Here is a 13,245-nt window from a genome sequence, read left to right on the forward strand (position 1 = left end):
GCGAACCCGCGCGGGCCGTTCCCGTGACCGCACTTCACGGAATGCAGAGCGGTGCACCCCCGAGGGCGGCCCGCCTAGAGCCGGGCGGCCAGACGGGTGCCCTGGTCGATGGCGCGCTTGGCGTCGAGCTCGGCGGCGACATCGGCGCCGCCGATGACATGCACCTCGCGGCCGGCCGCCTCCAGCACCTCGGCGAGGCTGCGCTCGCTCTCCTGGCCGGCGCAGAGCACCACGGTGTCGCAGGCGATGCGTTCGGGCCGCTCGCGCGCCTCGCCGTGGGAGATCAGCAGCCCCTCGGCGTCGATGCGCTCGTAATTCACCCCGGCCTTCATCGCCACCTGCTTCATCTGCAGCCCGGCGCGGTGGATCCAGCCGGTGGTCTTGCCGAGCCGCCGGCCCGGCTTCTCGGGCTTGCGTTGCAGCAGCGTCACCTGGCGCGCGGCGGGATGCGGCTGCGGGCCTTCCGGGGCCAGCCCGGAGCGCGCCGTCTCCGGGTCGGCGACACCCCATTCGCGCAGCCAGTCCGGCAGGTTCTCGGTCGGGCTCGTGCCGCCCATGACGAGGAATTCGGCGACGTCGAAGCCGATCCCGCCCGCCCCGACGACCGCCACCCGGCGCCCGGCCTCGGCGCGTCCGCTCAGGAGGTCGGCATAGCCGATGACATGCGGCGCTTCCTGCCCCGGGATCCGCGGGTCGCGTGGCCGCACGCCGGTCGCCACCACCACCGCGTCGAAGCCCTCGAGGGCTTCGGGATCGGCCTCGGTGGAGAGCCGCAGCGCGACGCCGCGCCGCTCCAGCATGGTGGCGAACCAGTCGACGAGGCCGTGGAACTCCTCCTTGCCGGGGATCTGGCGCGCCAGGTTGAGCTGGCCGCCGATCGCCGCGGCGCGGTCGAACAGCGTCACCGCATGGCCGCGCTCCGCCGCGGTCAGCGCCGCCGAGAGCCCCGCCGGCCCCGCCCCCACCACGGCGATGCGGCGCGGGGTGTCGGCCGGGCGGATCACCAGTTCGGTCTCGTGGCAGGCCCGCGGATTGACCAGGCAGGTGGAGATCTTGCCCTGGAAGGTGTGGTCGAGGCAGGCTTGGTTGCAGGCGATGCAGGGCGCAATCTCGGCCGCCCGGCCCGCCTGCGCCTTGGTCACGAACTCCGCATCGGCGAGCCAGGGCCGCGCCATCGACACCATGTCGGCGGCGCCCTCGGCCAGCACCGTCTCGGCGACCTCGGGGGTGTTGATGCGGTTCGAGGTGATGACCGGGATCGCCACCTTGCCCATCAGCTTCTGCGTCACCCAGGCAAAGGCCGCGCGCGGCACCGAGGTGGCGATGGTGGGCACCCGGGCCTCGTGCCAGCCGATGCCGGTGTTGAGGATGGTGGCGCCCGCCGCCTCGACGCGCCGGGCCAGCTCCACCACCTCCTCGAAGGTCGAGCCCTCGGGCACCAGGTCGATCATCGACAGCCGGTAGATCAGGATGAAGTCGGGTCCCACCGCCTCGCGCACCCGGCGCACCACCTCGAGCGGCAGGCGCATGCGGTTCTCGTAGCTGCCGCCCCAGCGATCGGTGCGCTTGTTGGTGCGGGTGACCAGGAACTGGTTGAGGAAATAACCCTCCGAGCCCATCACCTCGACGCCGTCATAGCCGGCCTCGCGGGCACGCACGGCGGCGGTGACGATGTCGGCGATCTGCTTCTCGATGCCGGCCTCGTCGAGCTCGGTCGGCGCGAAGGGAGAGATCGGCGACTTGATCGCCGAGGGCGCCACGCATTCCTTGCCGTAGGCGTAGCGCCCGGCATGCAGGATCTGCATGGCGATCTTGCCGCCGGCGTCGTGCACCCTGTCGGTCACCACCCGGTGATTGGCGATGTCCTCGGGGGTGAAGAGCCCCGCCGCGCCGGGAAAGACCCCGCCCTCGCGGTTCGGCGCCATGCCGCCGGTGACCATCAGCGCCGCCCCGCCGCGGGCCCGCGCGGCATAGAATTCCGCCACCCGGTTCCAATCCCCGGTTTCCTCGAGATTGGTGTGCATCGACCCCATCAGGACGCGGTTCTTCAGCGTCGTGAAGCCGAGGTCGAGCGGCGCGAGCAGGTGCGGATAGCGGGTCAAGACGGGCCTCCCTTGAACGTCGGCGCGACGCTTCCACGCCCCGCAGGGCCTGTCGACGTCAACGTGGCGTCACGGCACTCCATGCCCCGGAGCGCGCCCCGGAGCGCTGTCTGCCCGCGCCGCCGAAACCGGCACGGGCGCGGTCAGGTGCGATTTTGCGCATACCGAAACGTGGCGCCCTTCCCGGTTCTGCCATAGACTGGCCGGGGGCACCAACCGGGTGGGGATCGGGCATGGCCGCGAAGACGAGGATGCGCGACCGCAACGCCGTCAGCGAGACCGGGCAGCCGGAGGGGCGGCCCATGGTCTTCGTGCACGGGTTCGGCTGCGACCAGACGATGTGGAACCAGGTGGCGCCGCATTTCGAGGCCGATTACCGCGTCATCGCCTACGACTTGACCGGCATGGGGCGATCGGATCTCGGCAGTTACGACCCCGCGCGCTACGGCGACCTCGTCGCGCATGCCGCGGATCTGCAGGCGATCTGCGAGGAACTCGACCTGCGGGACGCAATCGTGGTCGGGCATTCGGTGGGCGCCAGCATCGCGGTGATGGCGGCGGCGCGCGTGCCCGGGCGGATCGGGCGGCTGGTCATGGTCTCGCCCAGCCCCTGTTTCCTGAACGACGCCCAGAGCGGCTATCGCGGCGGCTTCGACCGCGCCGACTTGGAGGCCCTGATCGCGCTGCTCGACGAGAACCACCTCGGCTGGTCGATGCAGATGGCGCCGACGATCACCGGCCAGCCCGAGGAGGCGCCGGCGACGCAGACACTGACCCAGGCCTTCTGCCGTACCGAGCCGGCGATCGCCGCACATTTCGGGCGCGTCACCTTCTTCGCCGATTCGCGCCCGGCCTTCGAGGCGTCGGGGCACCCGGCGCTGATCCTGCATTGCAGCGACGACGCGCTGGTGCCCGACAGCGTCGCCGGATGGCTGCGCACCCGGATGCCGGGCGCCTCGGTGACCGTGCTGAGGACCAGCGGCCATTGCCCGCACATGACGGTGCCCGGCCCGGTCTGCGACGCCATACGCGCCGGGCTTCCCGGGGCGTGACCGGGATGGCCAGGGACGGGGCGACACGGCACCTCGGAATGGCTGCGGAACTGCTCGAGGACGCGCCCTGCGGCATCGTCGTCACGGCGCCGGACGGGGAGTTGCGCTACGTCAACGCCACGCTGGCCGGCTGGCTCGGCCTGCCGGTCGGGGGCGAGGGCGGGCGGCGCCGGCTGGGCGACCTGCTGACGCTGCCCGGGCGCCTCTATTTCGAGACCCATATCGCTCCGATGATGCGGCTGCAGGGCTTCGTGCGCGAGATCTCCTGCGCCCTGCGCTGCGAGGATGGCAGCGCCCTGCCGGTGCTGCTGAGCGGGGTCACGCGGCGCGACGCCGCCGGCATCCCGGCGCGCATGGACTACACCATCTTCGACGCCCGCGAGCGCAGCGCCTACGAGGGCGAACTGCGCGCGGCGCGGCACGCCGCGGACGAGCTGGCGGCGATCATCCGCACCTCCCCCAACGCCATCCTGCGGGTCGAGGCGGATGGCCGCGTCGGAAGCTGGAATCTCGGCGCCGAGCGCATGATGGGCCTGCCGCCCGAGGCCGCCATCGGCCGGCCCGTGGCCGAGGTGATCGCGCTGGCCGGGCGGCCGGGCTGGTTCGCCGAGGCGGCGGCGCGGCGCGAGGCGGGCGAAACCGTCTTCGAGACCCGGATCGCCTCGGGCGCGGAGGTCGAGCTGACGCTGGCGCCCATCGCCGCCAGCGACCCGCTCACGCCGCCCGCCTGGTCGGTGATCCTGCGCGACATCAGCGCCCGCAAGGCGGCGGAGCGGCAGTTGCGGATGCTCGTGGGCGAGATGAAGCACCGCATCAAGAACACCCTCGGCGTGGTCTGTTCGATCGCCCGGCAGACCCTGCCGGCGGAGGCCAGCGGCGATTTCATCGCCCGCCTGCAGGCGCTGTCGCGGGCGCATGACGCGCTGGCCGAGGGCAGCGCCGCGGGCGCCGATCTCGGGCAATTGCTGGCCCGCACCGCCGAAGAGGCCGGCGGCCCCGAGCGCTGCCGGGTGGAGGGGCCGGCGGTGCGGCTGACCGAGCGGCAGGCCACCTCGCTGGCGATGGCGCTGCACGAACTGGTCACCAACGCAATGAAGTACGGCGCCCTGTCGGTGGCCGGCGGCGTGGTCTCGGTGCGCTACGGCTGGGAGGGCGCCCCGGGGGACGGGCCGGTGCGGCTGTGCTGGCAGGAACGCGGCGGCCCCCCGGTCACGCCGCCGACCCGGCGCGGCTTCGGCACCCGGATGATCGCGCTGGTGCTGCAGGCCGAACTGGCGGCGGAGGTGCGCTTCGACTTCCCGGCCGAGGGCTGCCGCTGCGACATCGTCTTCACCCCGGGCTGAGTCCGGTGGCGCGGCGCGTTGCGCGGCGCGGCCGGGCATCCCCCCGCCGCCGCCGCTCTCCGGACCGGCGCAGCGGATCGTCCCTGCCCTCCCCGCGCGGGGGGCCCGGCGCGCGACCGACAAAGTCACTTTGTGGGTCGCGGACTGCCCTCCCCGCGCGGGTGGCCCGGCGGCGCTGGTGGCATCCGGGGGTCTGGACGCGCCCTGCCCCTCCCGCGCCGGGGGCCCCGGGCCGCGGCGGCCCGGCTCAGAGCATGGCCGGGACCACCTGGTCGGGCGGGCGGTGGCCGTCGGCGAAGGTCTTGACGTTGATGATGACCTTCTCGCCCATCTCGACGCGGCCCTCGCGGGTGGCCGAGCCCATATGCGGCAGCAGCACCACATTGGGCAGCTCGCGCAGCGCCGGGTTGATGTCGGTGCCGCGCTCGTAGACGTCGAGCCCGGCGCCGGCCAGATCGCCGGCGCGCAGGTGGCGGATCAGCGCGTTCTCGTCGATCACCTCGCCGCGCGAGGTGTTGACGATCACCGCGGTGGGCTTCATCAGCTTCAACCGCCGCGCGTTGATCAGGTGGAAGGTCGCCGGGGTGTGCGGGCAGTTCACCGAGACCACGTCGACCCGCGCCAGCATCTGATCGAGGCTTTCCCAGTAGGTCGCCTCCAGCGGCTCCTCGATCTCCGGGCGCAGCCGGCGACGGTTGTGGTAATGCACCTGCATGCCGAAGGCGCGGGCGCGCCGCGCCACCGCCTGGCCGATCCGCCCCATGCCGAGCACGCCCAGCCGCTTGCCGCCGATGCGGCCGCCGAGCAGCGCCATCGGCGCCCAGCCCTTCCAGCCGCCGGACTGCATCACCGCCAGCCCCTCGGGGATGCGCCGCGTCACCCCGAGGATCAGCGCCATCACCATGTCGGCGGTGTCCTCGGTGACCACGCCCGGGGTGTTGGAGACCAGGATGCCGCGCGCCCGCGCGGTGTCGACGTCGATATGGTCGACCCCGGCGCCGTAGCTGGCGATCAGCTTCAGGCGCTCCCCCGCCTGCCCGATCAGCCCGGCATCGATGGTGTCGGTGACCGTCGGCACCAGCACGTCGGCCTCCTGCATCGCGGCAAGCAGCTCGGCCCGGCTCATCGGCCGGTCGTCGGGGCGCAGCCGCACGTCGAAGAGCTCTGACAGACGGGTCTCGACCACGTCCGGAAGGCGTCGCGTGACGACAACACTCAGACGTTTTGATGCCATGCCCGGGCCTCCCGATCTTTCAAGCAAGATTATTTCCCGGCAGAGTGTCGCAAGTGAGGTCGGGGCACAAGAACCCCGCCCGCGAAATTGAGCAGGACCTTTCGACATGACCCGAACAGTCAGGGGATGGGCACGCGCCGCCATGCTGGCCGCGTGCCTGAGCGCTGTTCCGGCGGCCCTCGCGGCCGCCCCCGAGACGCCCGAACGCGGGCCCGTCACCAACCTTCCGCTGCCGCGCTACGTCTCCATGAAGGCCTCCGAGGGCAATGCCCGGCGCGGCCCGTCGCTGACCCACCGCATCGACTGGGTCTATGTGCGCCGCGACATGCCGCTCGAGATCACCGCCGAGTTCGGCCATTGGCGCCGGGTCCGCGACCGCGACGGCGCCGGCGGCTGGGTGCATTACTCGCTGCTCTCCGGGGTGCGCACGGTGATCGTCGAGGAGGACATGCTGCCGCTGCTCGGGCGCCCCGAGGCGGGCGCCAAGGTGATGGCCAAGCTCGGGCTCGGGGTGGTCGCGCGGCTCGAGCAATGCCTGCCGGACTGGTGCCGGCTGGAGGCCGCGGGCCATGCGGGATGGGCCCCGAAGGCGGCGCTCTGGGGCGTCGAGCCCGGCGAGATCCTCGAATAGCGCCCCCCACAATGGCGGCGGTGCGGCCGCCCGGGCCGCGCGCCCCGCGACCGCCGCACCGGCCCCGGTGCGGTCAGGCCGCGCCGGCGGTCAGCGCCGCGCGCTCGGCACGCCGGGCGCCGGGGAACATCAGCGCGTAGAAGACCGGCGCCGCCACCAGCGTCAGGATCGAGGCAAAGCCCAGCCCGCCCATGATGGTCACCGCCATGGAGGCGAAGAAGGCGTCCCAGAGCAGCGGCAGCATGCCGAGGATGGTGGTGATTGCGGCCAGCAGCACCGGCCGGACCCGGCTCACCGAGGCGGCGACGATGGCGTCGTAGAGCCCCCGTCCCTCGGCCCGGGTCAGGTCGATCTCCTCGACCAGCACGATGCCGTTCTTGATCAGCATGCCCGAGAGGCTCAGCAGCCCCAAGAGCGCGGTGAAGGAGAACGGCAGCCCGGTGGCCAGAAGGCCCAGCGCCACGCCGTTCACCGACATCGGCACCAGCAGCCAGATCACCAGCGGCTGGCGCAGCTTGCCGAAGAGCAGCACCGAGATCACCACCATGACGATCAGCGACAGCGGCAGCTGCTTGCCGAGGCTGGCCTGCGCCTCGGTGGAGCTCTCGAACTCGCCGCCCCATTCCATGCGGTAGCCGTCGGGCAGCGCCATCGCCTCGAGCGGGCCGCGAATCTCAGCGAAGACCGCGGCGACGTTGACCCCGGCCGGCACCCCGGCCTGGACCGAGATCGTCGGCAGCCGGTCGCGGCGGCGGATCAGGGTGTCCTGCACCTCGGCACCGAAGCCGTCGATCAGCTGCTCGAGCGGGATGAAGGCGCCGGCGGCCTCGGACCAGACCGGCTGGTCGATCAGGTGGGTGCCGCCGCTGCCCGCGGCGCCGGGCGCCCGCAGCACGATCGGGATCAGCCGGTCATCCTCGCGGTAGACCCCGGCGCGGTTGCCGTCGGTGGCGCCGTTCAGGGTCTGCGCGACGTCGCTGCGCGCCACCCCGGCGGCCTGGGCGCGCTCCTCGGCATAGCGCGGCACCAGCACCAGCTCGCGCTCGCGCCAGTCGGTGCGCAGATCCTGCAGGCGGTCCGAGGCGGCCAGCATCCGGGCCTCGGCCCCCTCGGCCAGGGCGCGCAGCACGTCGGCATCGGCGCCCGAGAAGCGCACCGCGATGGGCGCGCCGCCGCCCGGCCCGAAGGCCAGCCGCTCGGTGCGGAACTCGCCCTGCGGCAGGGCCTGCCGGCCGAACCGCTCGAGCCGGTCGCGCAGCTCGGGGATCTGCTCCAGCGTGTCGGTGCGGATGATCAGGTTGCCGTAGGTCGGCAGCGCCTCCTCGGGGGCGTAGGTCAGCATGAACCGGGTGGCGCCGCCGCCGACGAAGCTCGCCACCGAGACCACCGCCTCCTGCTCCAGCAGCCAGTCCTCGACGCGCGCCAGGTCAGAGGCGGTGCGGCGGATGTCGGCGCCCTGCGGCAGCTGGTAATGGACGTAGAAGAGCGGCGTATTGCTGTCCGGGAAGAACTGCTGCTTGACCATGCCGAAGCCCACATAGCAGGCCGCGGTGATCCCGAGGAGCAGCGCCACCACCAGCCAGCGTGCCTTCAGCGCCGCCCTGAGCAGCGCCGCATAGGCCCGGAAGACCGGCCCCGAATAGGCCGCCGCGGCGCTGCCGCTGCCGCGCTTGAAGACGTAATGCGCCAGCAGCGGGGTGGCGGTGATCGCCAGCACCCAGGACAGCAGCAGCGAGATGCCGATCACCGCGAAGAGCGAGAACAGGAACTCCCCGGTGGCATCCGGCGACAGGCCGATCCCGGCAAAGGCCATGATGCCGATCACCGTGGCGCCGAGCAGCGGCACCTGGGTCTTGCCGGCGACATCCTCGGCGGCCGCGCGCGACGACTTGCCCTGCGCCATGTCGCCCTGCATGCCCTCGGCCACCACGATGGCGTTGTCGACCAGCATGCCCATGGCGATGATCAGCGCGCCGAGCGAGATGCGCTGCATCTCGATGCCGAAGAGCGCCATGAAGAACACCGTGCCGACCACGGTGAGCAGCAGCGTGGTGCCGACCACCACGGCGGCGCGCCAGCCCATGAACAGCGCCAGCACCACCACCACGATGGCGACGGAGAGGGCGAGGTTGACGAGGAAGGCGTTCGACGCCTCCTCGACGACGATGTGCTGGCGGTAGATCGGGTGCAGCTCGACGCCGTAGGGGATGTCGCGGGTCAGCTCGGCCAGCCGGGCATCGACGCGGTGGCCGATCTCGACGATGTTCAGGTCCGACTTGCCGGCGATGCCCAGGGTGAAGGCCTCCTGGCCGTCGAAGCGGATGATGCTGGAGGGCCGTTCCACCCGGTCGCGGCTGACCCGGGCGATGTCGGTGAGGTCGAGCACCTCGCCGCCCACGCCGATGGTCAGGCCCTGGATCGCCTCCACCGTGTCCGAGCCGACCGGCGGCTCGATGCGCAGCGCCTGGCCGTTCTGGTCGAGCGTACCGGCCGGGCTGACCGCGTTGGCATTGGCGATGGCCCCGGCGATGGCGGCCGGCGGCACGCCGAGATTGGTGGTGATCGGCAGGTAGGGCTCGACGAACACCGTCTCCTCGGGCAGGCCCGCCACCGCGACGTCGGCCACGCCCTCGACGGCGAGCAGTTCGCGGCGCAGGAATTCCGCCAGATCGTGCGTCTCGGCATCCGAGAAGCCCGGCGTGGTCACCGCGAAGAAGATGCCGAAGACGTCGCCGAAACTGTCGTTGACGCGGCTCGGCCCGGCGCCCTCGGGCAGGTCGCCCGCGGCGTCCGAGACGCGCTTGCGCAGGGCGTCCCAGACCTGCGGCAGCTCCGAGCCGTCATAGGTTGATTCGATCTCGACATCGATGCGGCTGACCCCGGGCTTGTTCGAGGAGGTGATGGTCTTGACCTCCTCCATCTGCTGGATCGCCGATTCCAGCGGCTCGGAGACCTCGCGAGCGACCTGCGTCGCCGAGGCGCCGGGATATTGCGTGACGACGATGGCGTTCTTGATGGTGAAGGCGGGATCCTCGAGCCGGCCGATGGTCGAGAAGCCCCAGAGGCCGCCCAGCAGGCAGCCGATCATCAGCAGCCAGGTGATCAGGGCGCGGTCGATGGAGGCGCGGGCAATCGCCATGGCGGTCACTCCCCGATCGCGGTGAAGCGCCGCACGGTCTGGCCGTCGCGGAGCTGCGCGGCGCCGGTGGCGACGATCTCGGTGCCCGGCTCCGGGCCCTCGACGAGCGCCACCCGGGCATCGGCGCGCACCTCGATCTCCACCGGCTCGAGATGCACGGTGCCGAGATCGGGATCCTCCGCCGAAGGCGCGAAGCGCAGCACCTGCGCGCTGCGGTCCGGGGCGAAGACCAGCGCGGTCTCGGGCACCGTCATGGCCTCGCCGGCGCCGAAGGGCGAGGCGGCGGTGACGGTGACCGAGGCGCCGGGCAGCACCCAGTCGCCCGGGGCCTCGGCGAAGGCCAGGATCAGGCGGTAGGTCTGGCCGATCTGCGCCGTTTCGGCTTCGTATTCGCGGAACTCGAGCGGGTAGCGCGCCTCGCTCCCTGGCAGCGTGGCGTAGAGCTCGACCGGCTCTTCCCCGGCGGCGGAGCGGAACAGCACCTCGGGGACGTCGATGGCGACGCGCAGCTCCGACATGTCGTGCAGGCGAACCACCGGGGTGCCGGCCTGCACGGTCTGGAAGGTCTCGGCGCTTTTCGAGGCCACCAGCGCGTCGAACGGCGCCGAGAGCGTGGCGTCGGCCAGCCGGTCCTCGGCGGTGGCGACGTCGATCCGCGCCAGCTCGGCCTGGGTGCGGGCATCCTCGATCTGCACCCGGCTCACGGTGTCGCCGCGCAGCGCCTCGAGCCGTTCGAGATCGCGCTCCGCCTTGCCGAGCGCCAGACGCGCCTGCTCGGCCTGGCGTTCGAAGCCGTCGAGGTCGAGCCGCGCGATAAGCTCGCCCCGCTCCAATCGGTCGCCGCTGGAGACCGGGAACTCGGTGATCTGCCCGCCCACCTGGAAGGCCAGATCGACGCTGCGGCGGGCCTCGACCCGGCCGTAGAAATCGCGCGCCAGAAGGTCGTCGCCGGCGCTCAGCGTCATCAGCTTGGCGGGGCGCGGCGGCAGGTCCGGCGCCGGGGCGGCGGGCGCCGCCTGCTGGGCCGCGGCGGCGGTGGCGAGGCCGGCCCAGAGCAGCAGGGCCGGCGCGGGGATCAGGAGGTTTCGCAGCATGGGTCGGACCCCTCAGACTCGGGAAGCGCCGCGCCGAGGCGGCCATACAGGCAAAGCTGGGTGAAATGATGCGCCATGAGCTCAGCATCGAGCCCGCCGCGCCCGGCGAGCCAGAAGCGCAGCAGGCCGATGAAGGCGCCGGTGAAGAAATGCGCGTGCATCCGCGCGATCGGCGCGGGCAGCCCGGCCGCGCCCTCGGGATCGCCGCGCTCGATGCAGCCTTCGACGAGCCGGGCGAAGCGCGCCTCGGCCTCGAGGCTCGGCACCCCGGCGACCAGCGCCGCCAGACGGGGATCGCCGGCGCCGAGATCGCGGAAGATCGAGGCGGAGAGCGCGCGCATGCGGGCCGGGCGCTCCTCGCAGGGGACGCCCTCGAGCGCGGTGACGTGGCGCCGCTCCATCTCCGCCAGCAGCTCCGTGAGGTATTCCTCGAGCATTTCGGCGGTATTGGCGTAATTGGCGTAGAAGGTCGGGCGGGTGACCTTGGCGCGCTGGCAGAGCGCCTCCACGGTGATCGCGGAAAGCGGTTGCACGGCCAGCAGGTCGCGCAGCGCCAGTTGCAGGCGCATCCGGGTGCGGCGGCGGCGTTTGTCCATGCCGGCCGGCTTCGCCGATTTCCTTTACATCTGTCAAGAAACTGCGCGCGGCGCGCGGGGGATATGACGCAAGGTCATGCGCGGGGCGCGGCGGCGGCCGGCCGCCCGATGCCGCAGTTGCGAAAGATTGTTGCGTTGCCGACCGAGGACAGGCAGAGGAGAGCGCGCAACGAGGAGGAGAGAGCGGTGATCGACGTCGCGGATGTCAGCGTGCGCCTGGGGGGCCGGACGGTGCTCGACGCGCTGCGCCTCGACTTGGGCGAACACCGCATCGGCATCGTCGGGCGCAACGGGTCGGGCAAGTCGACGCTGGCGCGCTGCCTCGCCGGGCTGATCCGCCCCGATGCCGGCCGGGTGACGATCGACGGCGCCGACATCGCCCGCGACCGCCGCGCCGCGCTGCGCCTCGTCGGCATCCTGTTCCAGAATCCCGACCACCAGATCATCTTTCCCACCGTCGAGGAGGAACTGGCCTTCGGCCTGACCCAGCTCGGCCGCAGCCGCGCCGAGGCGCAGGCCGAGGCGCGCGCCATGCTCGACCGATTCGGCCGCGCCGACTGGGCGTCGCGCGCGGTGGCGGAGCTCAGCCAGGGCCAGCGCCACCTGGTCTGCCTGATGGCGGTGCTGGCGATGCGGCCGCGGGTGATCCTGTTCGACGAGCCCTTCACCGGCCTCGACCTGCCGACCACCCGGGCGCTGAACCGCATGGTGGCCGGGCTCGGCGAGACGGTGATCCAGATCACCCACGACCCCGCGGCGCTGGCCGGCTACGATCGGGTGATCTGGCTCGACGAGGGCCGGGTGCGCGCCGACGGCCCGGCCGGACCGACGCTGGCGGCCTATCTCGCGGCGATGGAGGAGGAGACCGGCGATGCTGTCCTTGACCTCGCCCCGTGAGACCTGGGCGCACCGCCTGCCGGCGGGCCTGAAGCTCGGCTGGCTGGCGGCCTTCAGCCTCGCGGTCTTCGCCATCGACCGCCCCACCGTGATGCTGCTGCCGCTGGCGCTCTGCGCGCTGGGCTTCGCGACGCTCGGACGCGACGCCGCGCGGGCCGGGCTGCGGGCGATCCGGCCGCTCTGGATCTTCGTCGCGGTGATCCTGGTCTGGCACCACGTCACCGACGACGCCGCCACCGGCTGGCTGCTGGCGGGCCGCATCCTCGCCGCGGTGGCGATGGCCACGCTGGTCACCATGACCACCCGGCTCGACGCCATGATGGCGCTCTTGGAGCGGCTGCTGGCGCCGCTCGCCCGGTTCGGCCTGCGCCCGCACCTCGTGACCTTCGCGCTGGCCCTCGTGGTGCGCTTCACCCCGGTCCTGCTGGACCGCGGCCGGGCGCTCTCCGAAGCCTGGCACGCCCGCTCGCCGCGCCGTCCGACCTGGCGCCTGGTGATGCCGCTGGCGCTCAGCGCCCTCGACGATGCCGACCACGTGGCCGAAGCCATTCGCGCCCGCGGCGGCCTGACCCCGTTTCCAGAGGAGACCTGAAACATGGAACGAAACGTAACCCTGATCGCGCTCTTCGCGGCGCTCATCGCGGTGCTGGGCCTGGTGCCCTCGCTGACGCTGATGTCGGGCGTGCCGATCACCGCGCAATCGCTGGGCGTGATGCTGGCCGGCACCGTGCTCGGCGCCAAGCGCGGCGCGCTGGCGGTGGCTCTGGTGGTGGCGCTGGTGGCGCTCGGCCTGCCGCTCCTGGCCGGCGGCCGCGGCGGCCTCGGCGTCTTTGCCGGCCCCTCGGTGGGCTTCCTGCTGGGCTGGATTCCCGCGGCCTACGTCGCCGGCCTCGTCACCGAGCGCCTGCGCAGCCTGCCGCTGACCTGGGCCGCCGCCGCCGGCGCGGTGCTGGGCGGCATCGTCACGCTCTACATCCCCGGCATCGTCGGCATGGCGGTGATGCTCGACAAGACCCTGGTCGAGGCGTCCTTCCTCGCCCTGCCCTTCATCCCGGGCGACCTGATCAAGGCCGGCCTTGCCGGGCTGATCACTTCGACCCTGGCGCGCGCCCGTCCGGCCAGCGTGCTGAGCCGCTGAGCTGATGACATGGGGGGCC

The 13,245-nt window shown here is 72.5% G+C and carries 11 protein-coding genes; 6 read left to right on the plus strand and 5 right to left on the minus strand.

The genetic code is table 11. The features are described from left to right. Nucleotides 1–74: 74 nt before the first annotated feature. On the minus strand, nucleotides 75–2,102 hold the full coding sequence (locus ACXYMW_RS03670; protein WP_459033933.1) for an oxidoreductase: 2,028 nt from the start codon (nucleotides 2,100–2,102) through the stop codon (nucleotides 75–77). 233 nt (nucleotides 2,103–2,335) lie between these two features. Here ACXYMW_RS03670 and ACXYMW_RS03675 point away from each other — a divergent pair, with 233 nt between their 5' ends. Then, a complete protein-coding gene (locus ACXYMW_RS03675) occupies nucleotides 2,336–3,154 on the plus strand; it encodes an alpha/beta fold hydrolase (RefSeq protein ID WP_459033934.1) in 819 nt (272 codons plus the stop codon). Between the two features lie 38 nt (nucleotides 3,155–3,192). Then, nucleotides 3,193–4,497 (plus strand): sensor histidine kinase, encoded by a 1,305-nt coding sequence (locus ACXYMW_RS03680; RefSeq protein ID WP_459033935.1) that lies wholly within the window; start codon nucleotides 3,193–3,195, stop codon nucleotides 4,495–4,497. 247 nt (nucleotides 4,498–4,744) lie between these two features. Here the strand turns inward: ACXYMW_RS03680 and ACXYMW_RS03685 are convergent, their stop codons facing one another. Further along, nucleotides 4,745–5,731: a 2-hydroxyacid dehydrogenase gene (locus ACXYMW_RS03685; RefSeq protein ID WP_459033936.1), complete on the minus strand. Its 987-nt coding sequence runs from the start codon at nucleotides 5,729–5,731 to the stop codon at nucleotides 4,745–4,747. 142 nt (nucleotides 5,732–5,873) lie between these two features. On the opposite strand from ACXYMW_RS03685, the gene ACXYMW_RS03690 reads away from it, so the two are divergent. Next, nucleotides 5,874–6,362 (plus strand): SH3 domain-containing protein, encoded by a 489-nt coding sequence (locus tag ACXYMW_RS03690; RefSeq protein WP_459033937.1) that lies wholly within the window; start codon nucleotides 5,874–5,876, stop codon nucleotides 6,360–6,362. A gap of 73 nt (nucleotides 6,363–6,435) precedes the next feature. Here the strand turns inward: ACXYMW_RS03690 and ACXYMW_RS03695 are convergent, their stop codons facing one another. The 3 genes from ACXYMW_RS03695 to ACXYMW_RS03705 are packed head-to-tail and all read right to left on the minus strand — an operon-like array spanning nucleotide 6,436 to nucleotide 11,191. Further along, nucleotides 6,436–9,501, minus strand: coding sequence for an efflux RND transporter permease subunit (locus tag ACXYMW_RS03695; RefSeq protein ID WP_459033938.1), 3,066 nt, complete (start codon nucleotides 9,499–9,501; stop codon nucleotides 6,436–6,438). 5 nt (nucleotides 9,502–9,506) lie between these two features. Next, nucleotides 9,507–10,595: an efflux RND transporter periplasmic adaptor subunit gene (locus ACXYMW_RS03700; RefSeq protein ID WP_459033939.1), complete on the minus strand. Its 1,089-nt coding sequence runs from the start codon at nucleotides 10,593–10,595 to the stop codon at nucleotides 9,507–9,509. Next, complete coding sequence (locus ACXYMW_RS03705; protein WP_459033940.1) at nucleotides 10,577–11,191, minus strand: TetR/AcrR family transcriptional regulator; 615 nt, start codon at nucleotides 11,189–11,191, stop codon at nucleotides 10,577–10,579. Before ACXYMW_RS03705 ends, ACXYMW_RS03700 begins: the two co-directional genes overlap by 19 nt. A 186-nt stretch (nucleotides 11,192–11,377) precedes the next feature. Here ACXYMW_RS03705 and ACXYMW_RS03710 point away from each other — a divergent pair, with 186 nt between their 5' ends. The 3 genes from ACXYMW_RS03710 to ACXYMW_RS03720 are packed head-to-tail and all read left to right on the plus strand — an operon-like array spanning nucleotide 11,378 to nucleotide 13,226. Continuing rightward, a complete protein-coding gene (locus ACXYMW_RS03710) occupies nucleotides 11,378–12,088 on the plus strand; it encodes an energy-coupling factor ABC transporter ATP-binding protein (RefSeq protein WP_459033941.1) in 711 nt (236 codons plus the stop codon). Continuing rightward, nucleotides 12,063–12,680, plus strand: a complete 618-nt coding sequence (locus ACXYMW_RS03715; RefSeq protein ID WP_459033942.1) for an energy-coupling factor transporter transmembrane component T family protein — start codon at nucleotides 12,063–12,065, stop codon at nucleotides 12,678–12,680. The genes ACXYMW_RS03710 and ACXYMW_RS03715 overlap by 26 nt, the downstream gene beginning before the upstream one ends. Before the next feature lie 3 nt (nucleotides 12,681–12,683). Next, nucleotides 12,684–13,226: a biotin transporter BioY gene (locus ACXYMW_RS03720; protein ID WP_459033943.1), complete on the plus strand. Its 543-nt coding sequence runs from the start codon at nucleotides 12,684–12,686 to the stop codon at nucleotides 13,224–13,226. The last annotated feature ends 19 nt before the right edge of the window (nucleotides 13,227–13,245 follow it).

The organism is Roseivivax sp. CAU 1761 (genome assembly GCF_054482755.1).